Raw genomic sequence first — 18,268 nt, 5'->3', positions numbered from 1 at the left:
CTCGTACGGGTGGGCGAGACCAGGGCAAAGTCTACCGGCGAGCCTCGTCGCCCCGTGGGGCGTACGCCTCAGGCGCCGTCGGGAGCCTTCCGGCGGGCGCGGGGGAGCACCCGAAGAGCATCCCCCATGTCGGCCACTTCCGTGACCTTCATGCCCGCCGGGATCCTGCCCGGATCGGACGGCACCAGGGCGTGGGTGAAGCCCAGCCGGTGCGCCTCGGCGAGCCGCCGCTGCACGCCCGTCACCCGTCTGACCTCGCCGGCGAGCCCCACCTCGCCGATCGCGACCAGGTTCTTCGGCAGCGGGGTGTCGCTGGCCGCCGACGCCAGCGCGAGCGCGATCGCGAGGTCGGCCGCGGGCTCGGAGAGCTTCACGCCGCCGACCGTCGCGCTGTAGATGTCGCGCTTGCCGAGCGCGGAGATACGGCCGCGCTGCTCCAGCACCGCGAGCATCATCGACACCCGCGAGGTCTCCAGACCGGAGGTGGTGCGCCGGGGGGAGGGGATCTGCGAGTCGACCGTCAGCGCCTGCACCTCGGCGACGAGCGGACGGCGGCCCTCCAGCGTGACCGTCAGACAGGTGCCGGGCACGGGCGCGGCGCGGCGCGTCAGGAACAGGCCCGAGGGGTCGGCGAGGCCGGTGATGCCCTCGTCGTGCAGCTCGAAGCAGCCGACCTCGTCCGTCGCCCCGTACCTGTTCTTCACGCCGCGGACGAGGCGGAGGCGGGCGTGCCGGTCGCCCTCGAAGTGCAGCACCACGTCGACGAGATGCTCCAGCAGCCGCGGGCCCGCGATCGCGCCGTCCTTCGTCACGTGGCCCACCAGCAGCGTGGACATGCCGCGCTCCTTGGAGGCGCGGATCAGGGCGCCCGCGACCTCGCGGACCTGGGCCATGCCGCCGGGCGCGCCGTCGATCTCGGGGGAGGCCACCGTCTGCACGGAGTCGAGGACCAGCAGGGACGGCTTGACCGCGTCCAGATGGCCGAGGACCGCGGACAGGTCCGTCTCCGCCGCGAGGTAGAGGTGGTCGTGCAGGGCGTTGATCCGGTCGGCGCGCAGCCTGACCTGGCTCGCGGACTCCTCGCCCGTCACATACAGCGTGCGGTGGTCGTCGCTCGCCGCCTTGGCCGCGACGTCGAGCAGCAGCGTCGACTTGCCGACGCCGGGCTCGCCCGCGAGCAGCACGACGGCCCCCGGCACCAGACCGCCGCCGAGGACCCGGTCGAGCTCGTCCACGCCCGTGGAACGCGCGGTCGCCTGCCGGCCGTCGACCTGGCCGATGGGCACAGCGGCGGTGGAGACCCGGCCCGCGGCCGTGGTGCGGACGGCGGGTGTGCCGTACTCCTCGACCGTGCCCCAGGCCTGGCACTCGGGGCAGCGGCCGAGCCACTTGGCGGTGGTCCAGCCGCACTCGGTGCAGCGGTAGGACGGCCGGTCCTTCGCGGATTTCGTACGGGCAGCCATGCGCAAACCGTAGCGGGGGCCACTGACAGGCCGGACCGGCGGCCGCCCAGGGAGGCGCGCGGCCCGGCGCACAGCGCGAAAGCGTCGGCACCCAGGGCGCGGAACGTGTCCTTCCTGTCTCCCTTCGAGGGAACGGTTCACCCGTAGGGATTAAAAGTGTTCAAGCGGTACGAACAGGGTCCGGTGCTGCCCCTACGGTCACGGAGTGACGAGCAGCAGGCTGGAACCCCCTACCCACATCACCGGCGTACCCCGGGCGCACCGTCGCGCGCCCCGTCCTTCCGCCGAGCGACCGCCCGCGCGCTACGAGCCGTACCTCGACGGCCTGTTCACCTACTGCCTCTCCGTGCTGTGCGACCACGACGCGGCGACGGCGGTCCTCGGTGACGTCCTCGCCATCGCCGAACGGCAGCACGGACGCTGCCCGTCCGGCGAGGCCGAGAGGAAGGCCTGGATGTACGCGCTCGCGCGCTGGGCCTGTCTGCGCCGGCTCACCGAGCAGCGCCGAAGGCGCCAGGGCGCCCACACCGGGCGGCTCGCCGCCGGCGAGGAGCCCGCTCCCCGCGTCGCCCCCGAGGCCGCCGAGCGCCGCCGCGCCGAACTGGCCCTGCTGGCCTGGCCCGAGGCCGCCGGCACCACCCCCGAGCAGCGCGAGGCCCTCGAACTGGCCGTGCGCCACGGCCTCGGAGCGGCGGCCGTCGCCTCCGTGCTCGGTCTCGGTGCGGCCGCGGCCCGCGAGCTGCTGGCCGCGGCGGCCTGCGAGGTGGAGCGCACCCGGGCCGCGCTGGCTGTCGTCGAGACCGGCCACTGCCCGGCCGTCGCCCGGCTCACCGGCGACAACCGCGTCCTGCTCTCGGCCGCGCTGCGCCAGGAGCTCGTGCGCCATGTCGACGACTGCCCGCGCTGCCGCCGCGCCGCCGAGCGCGCCGGCGCCCGGGGCCCCTGGCCCGGCTCGTGCGTCACACCGGCCGCGCTGCCCCTGGTCGAGGCGCCGCGCGCCGCCGCGTACGTCGCGATGCGGCACGTCCCGCGCGCCCGCGCCGGCGGCCCGCGCTTCGGCCCGGGCGGCTTCCCGCTCGACCCCAAGGACCACGCGGCCCGACGGGACCGGATGCGCGCCCGCGCGGTGACCACCACGGTCGTGGCCACGGTCGTGGCCGCGCCGGTGCTCGCCCTCTGGGCGGCGTACCGCGGGGCGCCGCTGACCGGCGAGGGCCACCGCGGGCCGTCCGTCAGCGCCGGTGACCAGGACGGCCCGGGCGAGGGCGACCCGTACGGCCACTACGAGAACGCGGGCAACGCGAGTGCGAAGCCCGACCCCCGTTTCACGGCCGACCGCCACTCGCCCGACGTCTCCGTCGAGGTGGTCAGCACGGGCACGCCCGCCCCGCCCTCCGCCGCCGGGCGGGGCCCGGGCAGGCTCACGGTCGAGGCGCAGCCCGCCGGGGACACCACCCTCATCACGCTCACGGCGTCCGGCGGCGCCCCGGTCGACTGGTCGCTGTGGACGGACGCGGCCTGGCTGCGTCCGACCCGCTCCTCCGGCACCCTGTACCCCGGCGAAACGATCACTCTCTACATCACCGTCGACTCCTCGCGTGAGCCGTCCGGCTACTGGCGCGCACAGGTCGGCATCGAGCCGTCCGGCGCGGTCGTGGCGATCCACGGCCGCGGGGCGACCAGCCCGCCGCCCTCCTCACCGGACCCGGACCCGACCCCCACACCGCCGTCGAGTCCGCCGCCCACCAGTCCGCCGCCGTCCTCGCCGGACCCGACGCCGCCGACCTCTCCGCCGCCGTCCTCGTCCGACCCGTCCGGTCCGCCCACGTCCCCGCCCGCGTCGCAGCCGCCGTCCGAGCCGGCGACCCCGCCGCCTTCGGACTGACCCGGCGGAAACGGTCCTCCGCGCCGCCCGCCCGGCCGGCCCGGCCCCTCAGCGGGGCTTCGGGTCCGCCGGGTGGGGCGCCACCAGCGGAAGCGACGACGCCAGACGCGCCTCGCACAGCTCCACCAGCACGTCGTACGCCGCCTTGCCCATCAGCTCCGTGAGCTCCGGGCGGTAGGTCACGTACACCGGCTCGCCCGCGCCGTGCGCCGACGTCGCCGACGTGCACCACCAGTGCAGATCGTGCCCGCCCGGGCCCCAGCCCCGGCGGTCGTACTCACCGATCGACACCTGCAGCACGCGGGTGTCGTCGGGTCGGTCGATCCACTCGTACGTACGCCGCACCGGCAGCTGCCAGCACACGTCCGGCTTGGTCTCCAGCGGCTCCCGGCCCTCGCGCAGCGCGAGGATGTGCAGCGAGCAGCCCGCGCCGCCCGCGAAACCGGGACGGTTCTGGAAGATGCAGGAACCCTCCCAGCGGCGCGTCTGGCGATCACCGTCCTCGTCCTGCTGCACCCAGCCCGTCGCGGTCCCGACGTCGTGGAACTGCCACAGATCCGGCGTCAGGCGTGCCACGTGCTCGGCCACGCGCTGCTCGTCCTCCTCGTCGGAGAAGTGCGCGCCCAGCGTGCAGCAGCCGTCGTCGGCCCGCCCGGCCTGGATCCCCTGGCAGCCGCTGCCGAAGATGCAGCTCCAGCGTGAGGTGAGCCACGTCAGGTCGCACCGGAAGACCTGCTCGTCGTCGGCGGGGTCGGGGAACTCCACCCAGGCACGGGGGAAGTCCAGGCCCTTCTCGTCGGGCTCGGCCTTCTTCGCGGATTGCTTCTCGGGCGGCGCGGAATGCTTCTCGGGCTGTTCCGGCCTCGTCACGGGCGCGGCTTTGCCCGGCTTCGCCTTTTTCGTCTTTGGCACGGCTCCAGCGTATGCGCGTGACCGCAGTAGCGTTCCGTCCATGAGACTCGGAGTCCTCGACGTCGGTTCGAACACGGTTCACCTGCTGGCGGTGGACGCCCACCCAGGCGCCCGCCCGCTGCCCGCGCACTCGCACAAGGCGGAGCTGCGCCTCGCCGAGCTGCTCGACGGCGGCGGCGCCATCGGCGAAGAGGGCATCGAGCGGCTCGTCCACACCGTCGCCGACGCGCTCCAGGCCGCCGAGGACAAGGGCTGCGAGGAGGTCCTGTCCTTCGCCACCTCCGCCGTGCGCGAGGCGACCAACGCCGACATGGTCCTGTCCCGCGTGAAAGCCGAGACCGGGGTCGAGCTGACCGTTCTCACCGGCGAGGAGGAAGCGCGTCTGACCTTCCTCGCCGCCCGCCGCTGGTTCGGCTGGTCCGCCGGGAAGCTGCTGGTCCTCGACATCGGCGGCGGCTCGCTGGAGATCGCGTTCGGCATCGATGAGGAGCCCGACGCCGCCGTCTCCCTGCCGCTCGGCGCGAGCCGGCTGACCGCGGGGCTGCTGCCCGGCGACCCGCCCGACCCACAGGACGTGAAGGCGCTGCGACGCCATGTGCGCGCCGAGATCGCCCGGGTCGTCGGCGAGTTCAGCCGGCTCGGCCCGCCGGACCACATCGTCGCCACCTCCAAGACCTTCAAGCAGCTGGCCCGGATCGCCGGAGCGGCCCGTTCCGGCGACGGCCTGTACGTCCAGCGCGTACTGAGTCGTTCATCACTCGTCGGCTGGGTGCCCAAGCTCGCCGCGATGACCGTGGAGCAGCGCGCGGGCCTGCCCGGCGTCTCACCCGGCCGGGCCCGTCAGCTGCTGGCGGGAGCCCTGGTCGCGGAGGGCGCGATGGACCTCTTCGACGCCGAGGAGCTGGAGATCTGCCCCTGGGCGCTGCGCGAGGGCGTCATCCTGCGGCGCCTGGACCATCTGCCGACCCCCTAGGAGGTGCCTTTAGGCTGTCTCCGTGGCAGAACCAGTGGTGCGCATCCCGGATGCGAAGGTTGTCCTCTCGACGGCTTCCGTCTATCCGGAGTCGACGGCGACGGCGTTCGAGATCGCCGCGCGCCTCGGCTACGACGGCGTCGAGATCATGGTCTGGACGGACCCCGTCAGCCAGGACATCGAGGCCCTGCGCAGGCTCTCCGACTACCACCAGGTCCCCATCCACGCCGTCCACGCCCCCTGCCTGCTGATCACCCAGCGGGTCTGGTCCACCGACCCGTGGGTCAAGCTCCAGCGGGCGCAGGCCGCCGCCGAGAAGCTGGGGGCCTCCACGGTGGTCGTGCACCCGCCGTTCCGCTGGCAGCGGCAGTACGCGCGCGACTTCGTCAGCGGCATCTGGCGCATGGCGGACGAGACGGATGTCCGGTTCGCCGTGGAAAACATGTACCCCTGGCGCTACCGGGACCGCGAGATGCTCGCGTACGCCCCCGACTGGGACGTCACCAAGGACGACTACCGGCACTTCACCATCGACCTGTCGCACACGGCCACCTCGCGCATCGACACGATGGCGATGGTGGACCGGATGGGCGACCGTCTCGGCCATGTGCATCTGGCCGACGGCAAGGGGTCCGCGAAGGACGAGCACCTGGTGCCCGGCCGCGGCGACCAGCCCTGCGCCGAGCTGCTGGAGCGCCTGGCCCGCAACGGCTTCGACGGCCACGTCGTCGTCGAGGTCAACACGCGGCGCGCCATGTCCGCCGCCGAACGCGAGGCCGACCTGGCGGAGGCGCTGGCCTTCACGCGGCTGCACCTGGCCTCGGTGAACGCTCCCGCGCGGGGCGCGGCGGGATCATGACCGCCGCGACGCCCCGGCGGCGCGGCCGTCCTGCCCGTACGGGGGCGGAGACCGGCCCCGGCGCCCGCGAGCGGATCCTTCAGGCGGCGCGCACCGAGTTCTCGGAGCGCGGCTACGACAAGACGACGATGCGCGGGATCGCGCGCGCGGCCGGGGTCGACGCGGCGCTCGTGCACCACTACTTCGGCACCAAGGACGACGTCTTCGCCGCCGCGATCGAGGTCTCCTTCGAGCCCGCGCTGGCCATCCCGGTGATCCTCGGCGCGGGCACCGAGGGCATCGGCGAGCGGCTCGCCCGCTACTTCATCGGCGTCTGGGAGAACCCGGCGACCCGCGCCCCGCTGCTCGCCATCCTCCGTTCCGCGCTGACCTACGAGGCGGCGGCGAAGGTGCTGCGCGGGTTCGTCCTGCGGCGGCTGCTGGAGCGGGTCGCGAGCGAGCTCGACGTACCGGACCCGACCTTCCGTGCCGAGCTCGCCGCGTCCCACATGATCGGCATCGCGATCCTGCGTTATGTGATCAAGGCCGAGCCGCTGGCCTCCGTGGACACGGAGGAGATCGTGCGGATGGTGGCCCCCACGCTGCAGCGCTACCTCACGGAACCGGGTCCGGCCGGGGACTGAGCCGGGGCCGACCGAGGACTGAGCCGGGCATCCCGCATTCCGGACATGCTGTCCAGGTCTTGGAGCCGCGGCGTACGCTCGATGCAGGTACATCCATCACGACGAGGAGCGAGCGACGATGCCCGAGCTGAGGTCCCGCACTGTCACCCACGGCCGCAACATGGCGGGCGCCCGCGCCCTTATGCGGGCCTCCGGTGTACCGGGCGCGGACATCGGGCGCAAGCCGATCATCGCCGTCGCCAACTCCTTCACCGAGTTCGTGCCGGGCCACACCCACCTCGCACCGGTCGGCCGGATCGTCTCCGAGGCGATCACGCAGGCGGGCGGCATCGCGCGCGAGTTCAACACGATCGCCGTCGACGACGGCATCGCCATGGGCCACGGCGGCATGCTCTACTCGCTGCCCTCCCGCGACCTGATCGCGGACAGTGTCGAGTACATGGTCGAGGCGCACTGCGCCGACGCCCTGATCTGCATCTCCAACTGCGACAAGATCACCCCCGGCATGCTGATGGCCGCCCTGCGCCTCAACATCCCGGCGGTCTTCGTCTCCGGCGGCCCGATGGAGGCCGGCAAGGCCACCCTCGTGGACGGCACCGTCCGCACGCTCGACCTCGTCGACGCGATCTCGGACGCCGTGAACGACAAGATCTCGGACGAGGACATCCTCCGTATCGAGGAGAACGCCTGCCCGACCTGCGGCTCGTGTTCCGGCATGTTCACCGCCAACTCGATGAACTGCCTGACCGAGGCCATCGGCCTGTCCCTCCCCGGCAACGGCTCGACCCTCGCCACCCACACGGCCCGCCGCGCCCTCTACGAGAACGCCGCCCGGACGGTCGTCGAGCTGACCGACCGCTACTACGCGCAGGACGACGAGTCCGTCCTGCCGCGCAACATCGCCACCATGGCGGCCTTCGAGAACGCCATGGCCCTCGACATCGCCATGGGCGGCTCCACCAACACGATCCTGCACCTGCTGGCCGCCGCCCAGGAGGCGGGCGTCCCGTTCGGCCTGGAGGCGATCGACGCCGTCTCGCGCCGCGTGCCCTGCCTGGCCAAGGTCGCACCGAACGTCGCGAAGAACCGCACGTACTACATGGAGGACGTGCACCGCGCCGGCGGCATCCCCGCCCTCCTCGGCGAGCTGCACCGCGCCGGCCTGCTCAACGAGGACGTGCACAGCGTCCACAGCCCCTCGCTCGCCGACTGGCTCAAGACGTGGGACGTGCGTGGCGGCTCGCCGTCGCCCGAGGCCGTCGAGCTGTGGCACGCCGCCCCGGGCTGCGTCCGCTCCGCCGAGGCGTTCTCGCAGTCCGAGCGCTGGGAGACCCTGGACACGGACGCCGCCGAGGGCTGCATCCGCTCCGCCGAGCACGCGTACTCCAAGGACGGCGGCCTCGCCGTGCTCAAGGGCAACCTGGCGGTCGACGGCTGCGTCGTGAAGACGGCCGGTGTCGACGAGTCGATCTGGACCTTCGAGGGCCCGGCGGTCGTCTGCGAGTCGCAGGAGGAGGCCGTCGAGAAGATCCTCAACAAGCAGATCACCGACGGCGACGTCGTCGTCATCCGGTACGAGGGCCCCAAGGGCGGCCCGGGCATGCAGGAGATGCTCTACCCGACGTCGTTCCTCAAGGGCCGGGGTCTGGGCAAGACCTGCGCGCTGGTCACGGACGGCCGCTTCTCCGGCGGTACGTCGGGCCTGTCGATCGGCCACGCGTCGCCGGAGGCGGCGAGCGGCGGCACGATCGCGCTGGTCGAGGACGGCGACCGGATCCGTATCGACATCCCCGGCCGCTCCATCGAGCTGCTGGTCGACGACGTCACCCTGGCGGCACGCCGCGAGGCCTTCGGCGGCGCGTACGCGCCGAAGAACCGCGACCGCAAGGTTTCGGCGGCGCTGCGGGCGTACGCCGCGATGGCGACGAGCGCGGACAAGGGCGCCGTGCGGGACGTCTCCAAGCTGGGCTGACCGCCCGCGCACGACTCACCGGGGCCCGGCACGCTCACCAGCGCGCCGGGTCCCTCGCGTCCACGGCGAAGACGGACCCGTCGGGTGCTGTGGCGAAGACCTTGCCCGGGGCGGTGACCGGTGCGGGCAGCAGGGACGCGTAGGTGAAACGCCCGTCGTCCATCCGGGGCCGGGTCTGGCCGCTGAGCGTGCCGCGGCCGATGTCGACGGCCAGCAGCCGCCCGTCACCGGCCGAGACGTACACCGCGTGGGCATCGGCGACCGGACGCGACAGGTGGGTCACGGCGGTCTCCAGACGCCACAGCTGCGCGTCCCCGGCCGCCCGGGACGTGTCGACGGCGAGGAGCGAACCGCCCGCGCCGGACAGGTAGGCGACGGTCCCGGCGACCGTGGCCTGCGCCTGGTCGACCGGGACGGCCAGTGGTACGCGCCGGACGACACGGTCCGCGGCCGAGGTGTCCACACGGACCACCGCGTCGGTGAAGCCGTCAGTGCCGGACGAGAGCAGATACAGCGAGCCGTCCACGACCTGGACCGGGGTCAGTGATCCCCGGAGCCGCTCGCTCCAGAGTTGCCGGCCGCTCGCCGGGTCGATCGCGCCGACGCGTGTGGTCGTACCGTCCGCGGAGACGGTCGCGGCGAACGCGGGACCGTCGCCGTCCGCGTCCCTGGCCCATTGCGTGCCCGGCCCGCCGAGCGGTCCGCGCCAGCGGTCCGCGCCCGTCGCGGCCTCGACGGCCCGCACCTGCCCGCCGTCCGTGACCAGCAGCACGACGTCGCCGAGGGTGTGCACCGTCGCGTACGCGGAGATGTCGAGGTCCCACCGCACCGTGCCGGTAGCGGGGTCGAGCGCCTCGTAGCGGTCGTGCCCCGCCGTCACGACGTGCAGCAGACCGGCCGCGAGGACGGGTTCTCGACCCGCCTCGTCCTGCGCCGCGGCCGTGCGCGGCCCCGTGGCCCCCGCCGACCAGTCGGTGCTGCCGTCGGCCGGGTCCAGACGGGCGGTTCCGGCGCCGGGAGCCGTACAGAAGAGGCCCTGCCCCGCGCCGGTGCAGACCGGGGTCCGCATCTCGCCGTCGCCGTGGTGCAGCGCCACGCTCCAGGGGCGGAAGGTCTGCTCGGCGCGCGGCGCCTCTCGGGCCGCCCCGGGGTCGCCGCCCGACGTGGCGGCGACCGCCACGACCGCACCGGTGGCCAGCGCGGCGAGGCCGGCGGCGACGGCCGTCCACCGGGAGGCCCGGCCGCGGCGCCTCTCCCCGGCCGCGGGGGCCGCCTCGGCGGACTCCTCCGCCGCGCGGGGCCGCCGCTCCGACGGGTCCGGTCCGCGCTGCGCCGGTATGTAGGCCTGTGTGTCGCACGCCGAGGACGGCGACGACGCGCGCAGCGCCACCATCAGCTCGTACGGCGTGGGCCGCTCCCGCGGGTCCTTCGCCAGGCACCTGCGCAGCAGCGGTACGAGATCCTCCGGAACCCCCGCCAGATCGGGCTCGTTGTGCACGACCTGGTACGCCACGATGTAGGGGCTGTCGGAGTCGAACGGCCCCCGCCCGGTCGCCGCGTGGACCAGCACGGCGCCGAGGGCGAACACATCGGCCTCGGGGCCGACCTCGCGCGGGCGCTGGAACTGCTCGGGAGCCATGAACGGCGGCGTACCGATCAGCTTCCCGGTCTCAGTGCGCAGATCGCTGTCCGCCGGCCGGGAGATCCCGAAGTCGATGACTTTCGGCCCGTCCGGAGCCAGCAGCACATTGCTGGGTTTGAGATCACGGTGCACCACGCCGGCGCGATGGATGTCCCGCAGCGCCTCGGCGAGCCCCGCGCCGAACCGGCGCAGCTCCGGCGCATCGAGCGGGCCGTTCCGCTTGACCCTGTCCGCCAGGGTCGGCCCGTCGATGAAGAGCGTGGCCATCCAAGGGCGTTCGGCCTCGGGATCGGCGTCGACGACCGGCGCGGTGAACGCGCCGCTGACCCGGCGGGCCGCGGCGACCTCCTGGCGGAAACGCGCCCTGAACTCGGCGTCCGAGGCGTGCTCGGCGTGAATGACCTTGACCGCGAGCCGCAGGCCCGATGCGGAGGTGGCGAGGTGGACGACGCCCATGCCGCCATTGCCCAGGCAGGCTTCCAGGCGGTACTGACCGGCATATTCCGGATGCTCCGCTTCCGGGAACGACCCGGTACTGCGCAGCGGTGGCATCTCCCACCCCCGTCTGATGGTGCGCACGCGCGACGCTCGGAGCCTAGTCGATGGTGCGTGCGATCCAGCCATGGCTTGCTAGCCTGCGCGCGGCGAGCCACGCCGCTTCACGAGAAGTTCATCAACGGGGGAGAGCCCAATGGCTGTTGAAGAAGTGCAGGGCGAACAGGCCGGGACCGAGGCCGTGGAGACCTACACGGTCAAGCGCTACCCGGTCGCACCGGGCGTGCGGCTCAACGTGCGCTCCGGCCCCGGTACCCAGTACCGGCTGATCCGGGTGCTGCCGTACGGCGCGAGCGTCCCGATCAACTGCCAGAAGCCGGGCGAGACGATCACCGGCCCCTACGGCACCACCAACATCTGGGACAACATCGCCAACGGCGAGTTCGTCTCCGACGCCTACGTCCAGACGGGCAGCGACGGCTACGTCACCATCCGCTGCTCCTGACCGTGCCCTCGCCACGGGGATAATCGACCCGTGAGCGAGCACACCGAGAAGACCGAGAAGACCGAGAACACCGGCAGCACCAGCGCCACCGGCACCGGCCCGCGGCCCGAGCCCATCCGTTACTTCGGCACCACCTGGGTCGAGCACAACGGGGGCTACGGGCTGCGCCGGGCCGCCGTCGGTGCCGGGGCGCTCGTCACCGCCTTCGCCGCCGCGCTCGTCCTGCGCTTCGCCTACCAGGGCCTGGCCATCGCCGAGGTCGGCGGCTTCGTGAACGTCCTCGTCGTCGTCATGTTCGCCGTCTGCAGCGCCATCGCCTTCCGCAAGACCTGGGAGAGCTTCGGCCGGCGCCCCTCCGGCTCCGCGGCCGAGGACTCGCTGCGCAGCCTCAAGGCGATCGGCTTCATCGGCTCCCTCATCGCCTACTCCCTGCGCTGCCTCGTGGAGGCCCCCGGCGAGAAGCTGCGCCGCACCGAGTACGAGACGGCGCTCAAGCAGTACGAGAAGCGCCGCGGCACCCGCTCCGGCAACCCCGCGGCCCGCGGCCGCAAGAACGGCAGGCCCCGGCGCGGCTAGGGGCTGTCCGGCGGATCAGGCCCCGCCGATCACGCGTTGCCGGCGTCGGGTCCCCGCTCCGCCGCGGCGTCGTAGGCGGCGCGGGCCTCGGCGATGGCGGACCGGTGACGCTCGGCCCAGCCCACCAGTCCGGTCAGCGAGGTGTGCAGCTCCCGGGCCATGGGCGTGAGGCTGTACTCGACCTTGGGCGGCACGGTCGGGTACACGGTGCGTACGAGCAGCCCGTCCCGCTCCAGCCTTCGCAGGGTGAGGGTGAGCATCCGCCGGCTGATGCCGTTGATGGCGCGTTCGAGTTCGGTGAAGCGGACCGGGCCGTGCGCGGCGGCGATCAGGATCCCGATGCTCCACTTGCCGGCCACGCGGTCGAGCACCTCGGTGACCGGGCAGGCCTCGTCCCTCAGCGCTTCGGCAACACGGATGTGACTGCGTGACATGAAAGTGCCTCCTTCCGCCGAGCCGGAAGGTTACCGACGATGGCTGCTGTAACACATCGTGGACCAAGGGAAGTTGACATGTCCGTTCGTGCTCTCGTCGTCGATCCGTCCGCAGCCGCCGCCGTCCGTCTCGCCGAGGTCGCCGACCCCGTGCCCGGCCCCGGCCAGGTCCTGGTGGACGTCTCCCACGCCTCGTTGAACTACGGCGACCTCAACGACGCCCGCTCCGGTCGCGTCCCCGTGGGCGCGGTGCTCGGTTCGGACGCCGCCGGAGTGGTGGTCCGTGCCGCCGCCGACGGCACCGGCCCGGCGGTGGGGACCCAGGTGGTGGCCCTGACCTCGGGGGCGTTCGCCGAGCGCGTCGCGATCGATGTCGGGGCGCTCGCCGAGGTGCCGCACGGCTTGGCCCCGGCCCACGCGGTCGCCCTGCCGGTCGCCGGAGTGGCCGCACTGCGCTCGCTGCGGGCCGCGGGGCTCGGGCCGGACAAGAGGGTGCTGATCACCGGCGCCTCCGGCGGAGTCGGCCGGTTCGCCGTCCAGCTGGCGGCCCGGGCCGGCGCCCACGTGATCGCGTCCGTGGGCTCGACGGCGCGCGGGAAGGGGCTGGTCGAGCTCGGCGCCGACGAGGTGCTGATCGGCCTGGAGGGACTCGACCGATCCGTCGACGTGGTCATCGACAGCGTCGGCGGCCCCCAGCTGGTCGAGGCGTGGAACCTGCTGGCTCCCGGTGGCAGCGTGCAGAGCGTCGGCTGGACCTCCGGGCAACCGGCGGTCTTTCCTCCGTACGCGACCGTCGGACCGGCCCGTTCGCTGACGTCCTTCGTCATCGAGGGCGCCGCCGGCGCGGACCTGGCCGTCCTCACGGACCTGGCCGCTCGGGGCGCCCTCACCGCCGAGATCGGCTGGCAGGGATCCTGGAGCCGCTTCGCCGAGGCCGCCGAGGCCCTGCGCGGGCGGCGGGTCCCCGGAAAGGCGGTCCTGAACGTGTCGCGCGACGAGCGGTAGGCGCACGTTCCGGGGGTATGGATGAGGCGCATGACGGATTCCGCTCAGGCCAGGCGCGCCCTTTCCTTCGACAGCGCGGCGGACCAGTACGACTCCGCCCGCCCCGGCTATCCGCCCGCCCTCTTCGACGCCGTCGAGGAACTGGCCGGCCGCCCGCTCACCGGCGCCCGGACCGTGGACGTCGGCGCCGGCACCGGTATCGCCACGCGGCTGCTGCGCGAGCGCGGCGCCCGCGTGACCGCCGTGGAGCCGGGCGCAGGGATGGCCGCGCGGTTCCGCCGGTCGCTGCCCGGCGTGCCCCTCGTCCGCGGCCTCGGCGACGCCCTCCCCCTCGCCGACGCGAGCGCCGACTTCATCACGTATGCCCAGTCCTTTCACTGGACGGCCCCCGCCCGCTCCCTCCCCGAGGCCCTGCGCGTCCTGCGGCCCGGCGGCGCCCTCGCCCTGTGGTGGAACATCGCCGACGGGGACGTCCCCTGGATCGCCGCCCAGGCGGAGCGGCTGAGGCGCGACTTCGGCGGCGCGGCACACGGGGCACGCGACGACCGGGCCCTGCCCGACGGCGTTCCCTGCGCCGAACGCCGCCTGCACTGGACCCGGCGCGTCCCCCTCGACACCCACCTCGCCAACCTCGGCAGCCACTCGCTGTTCCTGGTGGCGGGCAAGGACGCGGCGCGCGCCTTCCTCGACCGCGAGCGGGCCGAGCTGCTGAGGCTGTTCCCGGACGGAACGGTCGAGGAGGCGTACGCCGTCGACCTCACGGTCACCCGCCGCCCCGGCTGACCTCCGCCCGGCCTGACCCCGCCCGCACGGCCGCCCCTGCTTCTTGACGCCCCGGCCCCACCAGGCGCATTATTCATCACATGATGAATTCCTCTGGCGTCGCCGTCCTGGCCCGCGGCCTCACCGTCGTACGAGGAGACCGCACCGTCCTGCGCGGCCTCGACTTCACCGTCCTGCCCGGCCGCATCACCGGACTCCTCGGCCCCTCCGGCTGCGGCAAATCGACCCTCATGCGCGCCGTCGTCGGTACCCAGGCCAAGGTCACCGGGACGCTGGAGGTCCTCGGCCGACCGGCCGGCGACGCCGGGCTCCGCTCCCGGATCGGCTACGTCACCCAGGCCCCCTCCGTCTACGACGACCTCACCGTCCGCCAGAACCTCGACTACTTCGCCTCCGTCCTGCTCCCCGGCCGGGCCCACCAGGACGAGCGCGAGCAGTACGTCGCCCGCGCCATCGCCGACGTCGACCTCGCCTCGCACGCCGACGCCCTCGCCGGACGGCTCTCCGGCGGCCAGCGCAGTCGCGTCTCCCTGGCCGTGGCCCTGCTCGGCACCCCCGAGGTCCTCGTGCTCGACGAACCCACCGTCGGCCTGGACCCCGTCCTGCGCCGCGACCTGTGGGACCTCTTCCACCGGCTCGCCGACGAACGCGGCGCGACGATCCTCGTCTCGTCCCACGTCATGGACGAGGCCGAGCGCTGCCACCGGCTCATCCTCATGCGCGACGGCGAGATCCTCGCCGAGGACACCCCCGACGACCTGCGCACCCGCACCCGCTCCGAGACCGTCGAAGAGGCGTTCCTCCGCCTGGTCGACGAGGCCGACGCCCTTCAGGAGAACGCCCGATGAGCACCGCCCGCACCCTCGCCACCGCCGCCCGCGTCCTGCGCCAGCTCCGCCACGACCCGCGCTCCATCGCCCTGATGCTGCTCGTGCCGTGCGTGATGCTCCTGCTGCTGCGCTACGTCTTCGACGCCAACCCGCGCACCTTCGACTCCATCGGCGCCTCGCTGCTCGGCATCTTCCCGCTGATCACGATGTTCCTGGTGTCCTCCATCGCCACCCTGCGGGAACGCACCTCCGGCACCCTGGAACGCCTGCTCGCCATGCCCCTCGGCAAGGGCGACCTGATCGGCGGATACGCCATCGCCTTCGGCCTCGTCGCCGTCGTCCAGTCCCTGCTCGCCACCGCGCTCGCCCTGTGGGTCCTCGGCCTCGACGTCGTCGGCTCGCCCTGGCTGCTGCTGCTCGTCGCCCTCCTCGACGCGCTGCTCGGCACGGCACTCGGCCTGTTCGTCTCCGCCTTCGCCGCCTCCGAGTTCCAGGCCGTCCAGTTCATGCCGGCCGTGATCTTCCCGCAGCTGCTGCTGTGCGGCCTGTTCACCGCACGCGACCGGATGCAGCCCGCACTCGAAGCCGTCTCGAACGTGCTGCCCATGTCGTACGCCGTCGACGCCATGAACGAGGTCCTGCTCCACGCCGACACCACCGCCGACTTCCTCCGCGACGTCCTGGTCGTCGCCGTCTGCGCCGTCCTCGTCCTCGCCCTCGGCGCGGCCACCCTGCGCCGCCGCACCGCCTGAACCGTCCGGCGGTGCCCGCCACGTGGACCCCCACGGCACGCGACCGCCCCCGGTGCAAGGATGTGAGCGCACGCATCCCGACCGGCGAGGTGAACAGAGCCATGACCCAGACAGTCGCAGTCCTCGGTACGGGCAAGATCGGCGAAGCCCTGCTCAGCGGCATGATCCGCGCAGGCTGGCACGCCGCCGACCTGCTGGTCACCACTCGCCGCCCCGAGCGCGCCGAGGAACTCCGCACCCGTTACGGGGTCGAGCCCGTCACCAACGCCGAGGCGGCCAAGCGTGCCGACACCCTGATCCTGGCCGTCAAGCCCCAGGACATGGGCAAGCTCCTCGACGAGCTCGCCCCGCACCTCACCGCCGACCGGCTCGTGATCAGCGCCGCGGCCGGCATCACCTCCGGCTTCATCGAGGAGCGCCTGGCCGTGGGCACCCCGGTCGTGCGCGTCATGCCCAACACCCCCGTCCTCGTCGACGAAGGCATGTCCGTCATCTCCGCCGGCAGCCACGCCACCACCGAACACGTCGTCCACGCCGAGGAGATCTTCGGCGGCGTCGGCAAGACCCTGCGCGTCCCCGAGTCCCAGCAGGACGCGGCCACCGCGCTCTCCGGCTCCGGCCCGGCCTACTTCTACTTCCTCGTCGAGGCCATGACCGACGCCGGCATCCTCCTCGGCCTGCCGCGCGCACAGGCCCACGACCTCATCGTCCAGGCCGCCATCGGCGCCGCCGTGATGCTCCGCGACAGCGGCGAGCACCCCGTCAAGCTCCGTGAGGCCGTCACGTCCCCGGCCGGCACCACGATCAGTGCCATCCGCGAACTGGAGAACCACGGCGTCCGCGCGGCCCTCATCGCCGCCCTCGAAGCCGCCCGCGACCGCAGCCGCGAGCTCGCCTCCGGCAACGGCTGACCTTTTCGGACGCGGCCCGCCGCCGTTCACAGCGGCGGGCCGCGCTCCCCGCTTCAGGCCGGGAGCAACCCGATCGCGCGATAGGCGGCATCGACCGTCGGACGCGCCATCCCCCTGGCCCGGTCGGCGCCCTTCCGCAGCACCTCGTCGAGGTACGCCGGGTCGGCCGCGAGCTCGGCGTGCCGCTCCCTGACCGGCCGCAGCACCTCCACCACCGCGTCGGCGACGTCCTTCTTCAACGTGCCGTACGAGGCGTACGCCCCGGCCAGCTCCTTCGGATCGCGCCCGGTGCAGGCCGCCAGGATCTCCAGCAGATTGGTGACACCCGGCCGCTCCTCACGGTCGTACGCGACCTCGTGTCCGCTGTCCGTGACCGCGCGCATCACCTTCTTGCGCACCACGTCCGCGTCATCCAGCAGGTAGACGATCCCGGCCCCCACCGCATTCGACTTCCCCATCTTCGACGCGGGGTCCTGCAGATCCATGACCCGCGCCGCCACCGGCGGATGCGTCACCCGCGGCACGGTGAAGGTGTGCCCGTACCGCTGGTTGAACCGCACGGCGAGATCCCTGGTCAGCTCCACGTGCTGGGTCTGGTCTTCCCCGACCGGCACCTCCTCGGTCCGGTACGCCAGGATGTCCGCCGCCATCAGCGCCGGATACGTGAGCAGGGACAGCCGCACGCTCTGCCCGGACTCGCGAGCCTGCGCGCTCTTCTCCTTGTACTGGATCATGCGCCGCATCTCGCCGTCGGTGGCCGTGCACTCGAGGAGGTACGAAAGCCGTGCGTGCTCGTCGACGTGGCTCTGCACGAAGAGCGTGCACCGGTCCGGGTCCAGCCCAGAGGCAAGCAACAGCGTCGCCGCCTGCCGGCTGAGCCTGCGGACCCGCGCCGGATCGTGCTCCACGGTCAGCGCGTGCAGGTCGACGACGCTGAACAGGGCGTCCGACCGGTGCTGGTCGACCTCTGCCCACCGCCGCATGGCCCCGAGGTAGTTGCCGAGCGTCAGGTGTCCCGTCGGCTTGACGCCGCTGAAGATCCGCTTCATTCCGTACTCCACTCCGTGTCCGGGTCGGAGCCGCCGCTCTCAGCGGCCGGACCCCCGGAGTGGGGATACGCGAACGGCCGCCGAAGCGGCGGCCGTTGAAGAGCATGCGCAGGTGCCGGCCGCCGTCAGGCGGCCCACCAGAGGTTGAGGCACGTGCGCGTGGTCATGAGCCTCAGGCTACGCCCCCAGGGGCCGGGTTGACATCGGATTCCCCCATCCGTAGTGTTCTCCGAGTTGTCCGACGTGAGCACCGGCTCAGGCTGGTCCCCGGACACCATTCCGCAAGACCCACTCGAACGAGCGACAGAATTTCTGGCGCCCGTCTTCTGCGTGCGTTTTCGCGAAATGAGGAATCGTCGTTCGATCTTCGAACGGGCGTGACCCCGATTAGCGTCGGGGCCCGGGATTCCGCTAAAGTCTCACCTCGTCGGAACGGCCCAACAGCCGTGAAGACAACTCCCGCTGACCGGGAATCAGGCCCGAAAGGATCTGATAGAGTCGGAACCGCCGGAAAGGGAAGCGCGAAAGCGAAGAACTGGAAAGCACCGAGGAAATCGGGTCGGAAAGATCTGATAGAGTCGGAAACGCAAGACCGAAGG

The 18,268-nt window shown here is 72.9% G+C and carries 18 protein-coding genes; 12 read left to right on the top strand and 6 right to left on the bottom strand.

What is annotated here, in order from left to right; translation table 11 throughout:
• Positions 1 to 68 precede the first annotated feature (68 nt).
• A complete protein-coding gene (radA, locus tag ACF08N_RS18720) occupies positions 69 to 1,463 on the bottom strand; it encodes a DNA repair protein RadA (protein ID WP_392325725.1) in 1,395 nt (464 codons plus the stop codon).
• Positions 1,464 to 1,668: 205 nt separating this feature from the next.
• Here radA and ACF08N_RS18715 point away from each other — a divergent pair, with 205 nt between their 5' ends.
• Positions 1,669 to 3,348 carry a hypothetical protein gene (locus ACF08N_RS18715; protein WP_392325724.1) on the top strand — a complete coding sequence of 560 codons (1,680 nt, stop codon included), beginning with the start codon at positions 1,669 to 1,671 and terminating at the stop codon, positions 3,346 to 3,348.
• A 48-nt stretch (positions 3,349 to 3,396) separates the two neighbouring features.
• On the opposite strand, the gene ACF08N_RS18710 is transcribed toward ACF08N_RS18715, so the two are convergent.
• Entirely contained in the window at positions 3,397 to 4,260 is an 864-nt protein-coding gene (locus ACF08N_RS18710) for a hypothetical protein (protein WP_392325723.1), read from the bottom strand.
• 40 nt (positions 4,261 to 4,300) lie between these two features.
• On the opposite strand from ACF08N_RS18710, the gene ACF08N_RS18705 reads away from it, so the two are divergent.
• The 4 genes from ACF08N_RS18705 to ilvD all read left to right on the top strand — a co-directional run bounded on the left by ACF08N_RS18705 (position 4,301) and on the right by ilvD (position 8,687).
• Positions 4,301 to 5,233 carry a Ppx/GppA family phosphatase gene (locus tag ACF08N_RS18705; RefSeq protein ID WP_392325722.1) on the top strand — a complete coding sequence of 311 codons (933 nt, stop codon included), beginning with the start codon at positions 4,301 to 4,303 and terminating at the stop codon, positions 5,231 to 5,233.
• 22 nt (positions 5,234 to 5,255) lie between these two features.
• Positions 5,256 to 6,092: a sugar phosphate isomerase/epimerase family protein gene (locus ACF08N_RS18700; RefSeq protein WP_392325721.1), complete on the top strand. Its 837-nt coding sequence runs from the start codon at positions 5,256 to 5,258 to the stop codon at positions 6,090 to 6,092.
• Positions 6,089 to 6,715, top strand: a complete 627-nt coding sequence (locus ACF08N_RS18695; RefSeq protein ID WP_392325720.1) for a TetR family transcriptional regulator — start codon at positions 6,089 to 6,091, stop codon at positions 6,713 to 6,715. Before ACF08N_RS18700 ends, ACF08N_RS18695 begins: the two co-directional genes overlap by 4 nt.
• Positions 6,716 to 6,833: 118 nt before the next feature.
• Positions 6,834 to 8,687: a dihydroxy-acid dehydratase gene (gene ilvD, locus ACF08N_RS18690; RefSeq protein WP_392325719.1), complete on the top strand. Its 1,854-nt coding sequence runs from the start codon at positions 6,834 to 6,836 to the stop codon at positions 8,685 to 8,687.
• Positions 8,688 to 8,721: 34 nt separating this feature from the next.
• Here the strand turns inward: ilvD and ACF08N_RS18685 are convergent, their stop codons facing one another.
• Positions 8,722 to 10,881 carry a PQQ-binding-like beta-propeller repeat protein gene (locus ACF08N_RS18685; RefSeq protein ID WP_392326000.1) on the bottom strand — a complete coding sequence of 720 codons (2,160 nt, stop codon included), beginning with the start codon at positions 10,879 to 10,881 and terminating at the stop codon, positions 8,722 to 8,724.
• A 139-nt stretch (positions 10,882 to 11,020) separates the two neighbouring features.
• Here ACF08N_RS18685 and ACF08N_RS18680 point away from each other — a divergent pair, with 139 nt between their 5' ends.
• Together ACF08N_RS18680 and ACF08N_RS18675 are read left to right on the top strand one after the other, a co-directional pair.
• Complete coding sequence (locus ACF08N_RS18680) at positions 11,021 to 11,329, top strand: peptidase (RefSeq protein ID WP_392325718.1); 309 nt, start codon at positions 11,021 to 11,023, stop codon at positions 11,327 to 11,329.
• 30 nt (positions 11,330 to 11,359) lie between these two features.
• Positions 11,360 to 11,905, top strand: a complete 546-nt coding sequence (locus tag ACF08N_RS18675; RefSeq protein ID WP_392325717.1) for a hypothetical protein — start codon at positions 11,360 to 11,362, stop codon at positions 11,903 to 11,905.
• A 29-nt stretch (positions 11,906 to 11,934) separates the two neighbouring features.
• On the opposite strand, the gene ACF08N_RS18670 is transcribed toward ACF08N_RS18675, so the two are convergent.
• Complete coding sequence (locus ACF08N_RS18670) at positions 11,935 to 12,339, bottom strand: winged helix-turn-helix transcriptional regulator (RefSeq protein ID WP_392325716.1); 405 nt, start codon at positions 12,337 to 12,339, stop codon at positions 11,935 to 11,937.
• A gap of 78 nt (positions 12,340 to 12,417) precedes the next feature.
• Here ACF08N_RS18670 and ACF08N_RS18665 point away from each other — a divergent pair, with 78 nt between their 5' ends.
• The 5 genes from ACF08N_RS18665 (at position 12,418) to proC (ending at position 16,620) form a co-directional block, all read left to right on the top strand.
• Positions 12,418 to 13,344 (top strand): zinc-binding dehydrogenase, encoded by a 927-nt coding sequence (locus ACF08N_RS18665; protein ID WP_392325715.1) that lies wholly within the window; start codon positions 12,418 to 12,420, stop codon positions 13,342 to 13,344.
• Positions 13,345 to 13,374: 30 nt separating this feature from the next.
• A complete protein-coding gene (locus ACF08N_RS18660; protein ID WP_392325714.1) occupies positions 13,375 to 14,127 on the top strand; it encodes a class I SAM-dependent methyltransferase in 753 nt (250 codons plus the stop codon).
• Between the two features lie 80 nt (positions 14,128 to 14,207).
• Complete coding sequence (locus ACF08N_RS18655) at positions 14,208 to 14,975, top strand: ABC transporter ATP-binding protein (RefSeq protein WP_392325713.1); 768 nt, start codon at positions 14,208 to 14,210, stop codon at positions 14,973 to 14,975.
• Complete coding sequence (locus ACF08N_RS18650) at positions 14,972 to 15,709, top strand: ABC transporter permease (protein WP_392325712.1); 738 nt, start codon at positions 14,972 to 14,974, stop codon at positions 15,707 to 15,709. Before ACF08N_RS18655 ends, ACF08N_RS18650 begins: the two co-directional genes overlap by 4 nt.
• A 101-nt stretch (positions 15,710 to 15,810) precedes the next feature.
• Complete coding sequence (gene proC / locus ACF08N_RS18645) at positions 15,811 to 16,620, top strand: pyrroline-5-carboxylate reductase (protein ID WP_392325711.1); 810 nt, start codon at positions 15,811 to 15,813, stop codon at positions 16,618 to 16,620.
• A gap of 53 nt (positions 16,621 to 16,673) precedes the next feature.
• Here the strand turns inward: proC and trpS are convergent, their stop codons facing one another.
• Both trpS and ACF08N_RS18635 read right to left on the bottom strand, forming a co-directional pair.
• Positions 16,674 to 17,669 carry a tryptophan--tRNA ligase gene (trpS, locus tag ACF08N_RS18640; protein WP_392325710.1) on the bottom strand — a complete coding sequence of 332 codons (996 nt, stop codon included), beginning with the start codon at positions 17,667 to 17,669 and terminating at the stop codon, positions 16,674 to 16,676.
• Positions 17,670 to 18,080: 411 nt separating this feature from the next.
• Positions 18,081 to 18,268, bottom strand: a 188-nt coding sequence (locus ACF08N_RS18635; RefSeq protein WP_392325709.1) for a hypothetical protein, incomplete at its 5' end; no start/stop codon positions are given.

Origin of the sequence: Streptomyces sp. NPDC015127 (genome assembly GCF_043080095.1) — a bacterium.
In the GTDB taxonomy this organism is placed as follows: Bacteria; Actinomycetota; Actinomycetes; order Streptomycetales; family Streptomycetaceae; genus Streptomyces.
Note: the sequence above shows the minus strand (reverse complement) of the source record. Positions and strands in the feature narration are given on the sequence as shown.

What these genes read in the sequence shown, in the direction of transcription:
- radA (WP_392325725.1), bottom strand. Translation starts at nt 1,463, where the DNA reads ATGGCTGCCCGTACGAAATCCGCGAAGGACCGGCCGTCCTACCGCTGC.
- ACF08N_RS18705 (WP_392325722.1), top strand. Translation starts at nt 4,301, where the DNA reads ATGAGACTCGGAGTCCTCGACGTCGGTTCGAACACGGTTCACCTGCTG.
- ACF08N_RS18695 (WP_392325720.1), top strand. Translation starts at nt 6,089, where the DNA reads ATGACCGCCGCGACGCCCCGGCGGCGCGGCCGTCCTGCCCGTACGGGG.
- ilvD (WP_392325719.1), top strand. Translation starts at nt 6,834, where the DNA reads ATGCCCGAGCTGAGGTCCCGCACTGTCACCCACGGCCGCAACATGGCG.
- ACF08N_RS18685 (WP_392326000.1), bottom strand. Translation starts at nt 10,881, where the DNA reads ATGCCACCGCTGCGCAGTACCGGGTCGTTCCCGGAAGCGGAGCATCCG.
- ACF08N_RS18680 (WP_392325718.1), top strand. Translation starts at nt 11,021, where the DNA reads ATGGCTGTTGAAGAAGTGCAGGGCGAACAGGCCGGGACCGAGGCCGTG.
- ACF08N_RS18670 (WP_392325716.1), bottom strand. Translation starts at nt 12,339, where the DNA reads ATGTCACGCAGTCACATCCGTGTTGCCGAAGCGCTGAGGGACGAGGCC.
- ACF08N_RS18665 (WP_392325715.1), top strand. Translation starts at nt 12,418, where the DNA reads ATGTCCGTTCGTGCTCTCGTCGTCGATCCGTCCGCAGCCGCCGCCGTC.
- ACF08N_RS18660 (WP_392325714.1), top strand. Translation starts at nt 13,375, where the DNA reads ATGACGGATTCCGCTCAGGCCAGGCGCGCCCTTTCCTTCGACAGCGCG.
- ACF08N_RS18655 (WP_392325713.1), top strand. Translation starts at nt 14,208, where the DNA reads ATGATGAATTCCTCTGGCGTCGCCGTCCTGGCCCGCGGCCTCACCGTC.
- ACF08N_RS18650 (WP_392325712.1), top strand. Translation starts at nt 14,972, where the DNA reads ATGAGCACCGCCCGCACCCTCGCCACCGCCGCCCGCGTCCTGCGCCAG.
- proC (WP_392325711.1), top strand. Translation starts at nt 15,811, where the DNA reads ATGACCCAGACAGTCGCAGTCCTCGGTACGGGCAAGATCGGCGAAGCC.
- trpS (WP_392325710.1), bottom strand. Translation starts at nt 17,669, where the DNA reads ATGAAGCGGATCTTCAGCGGCGTCAAGCCGACGGGACACCTGACGCTC.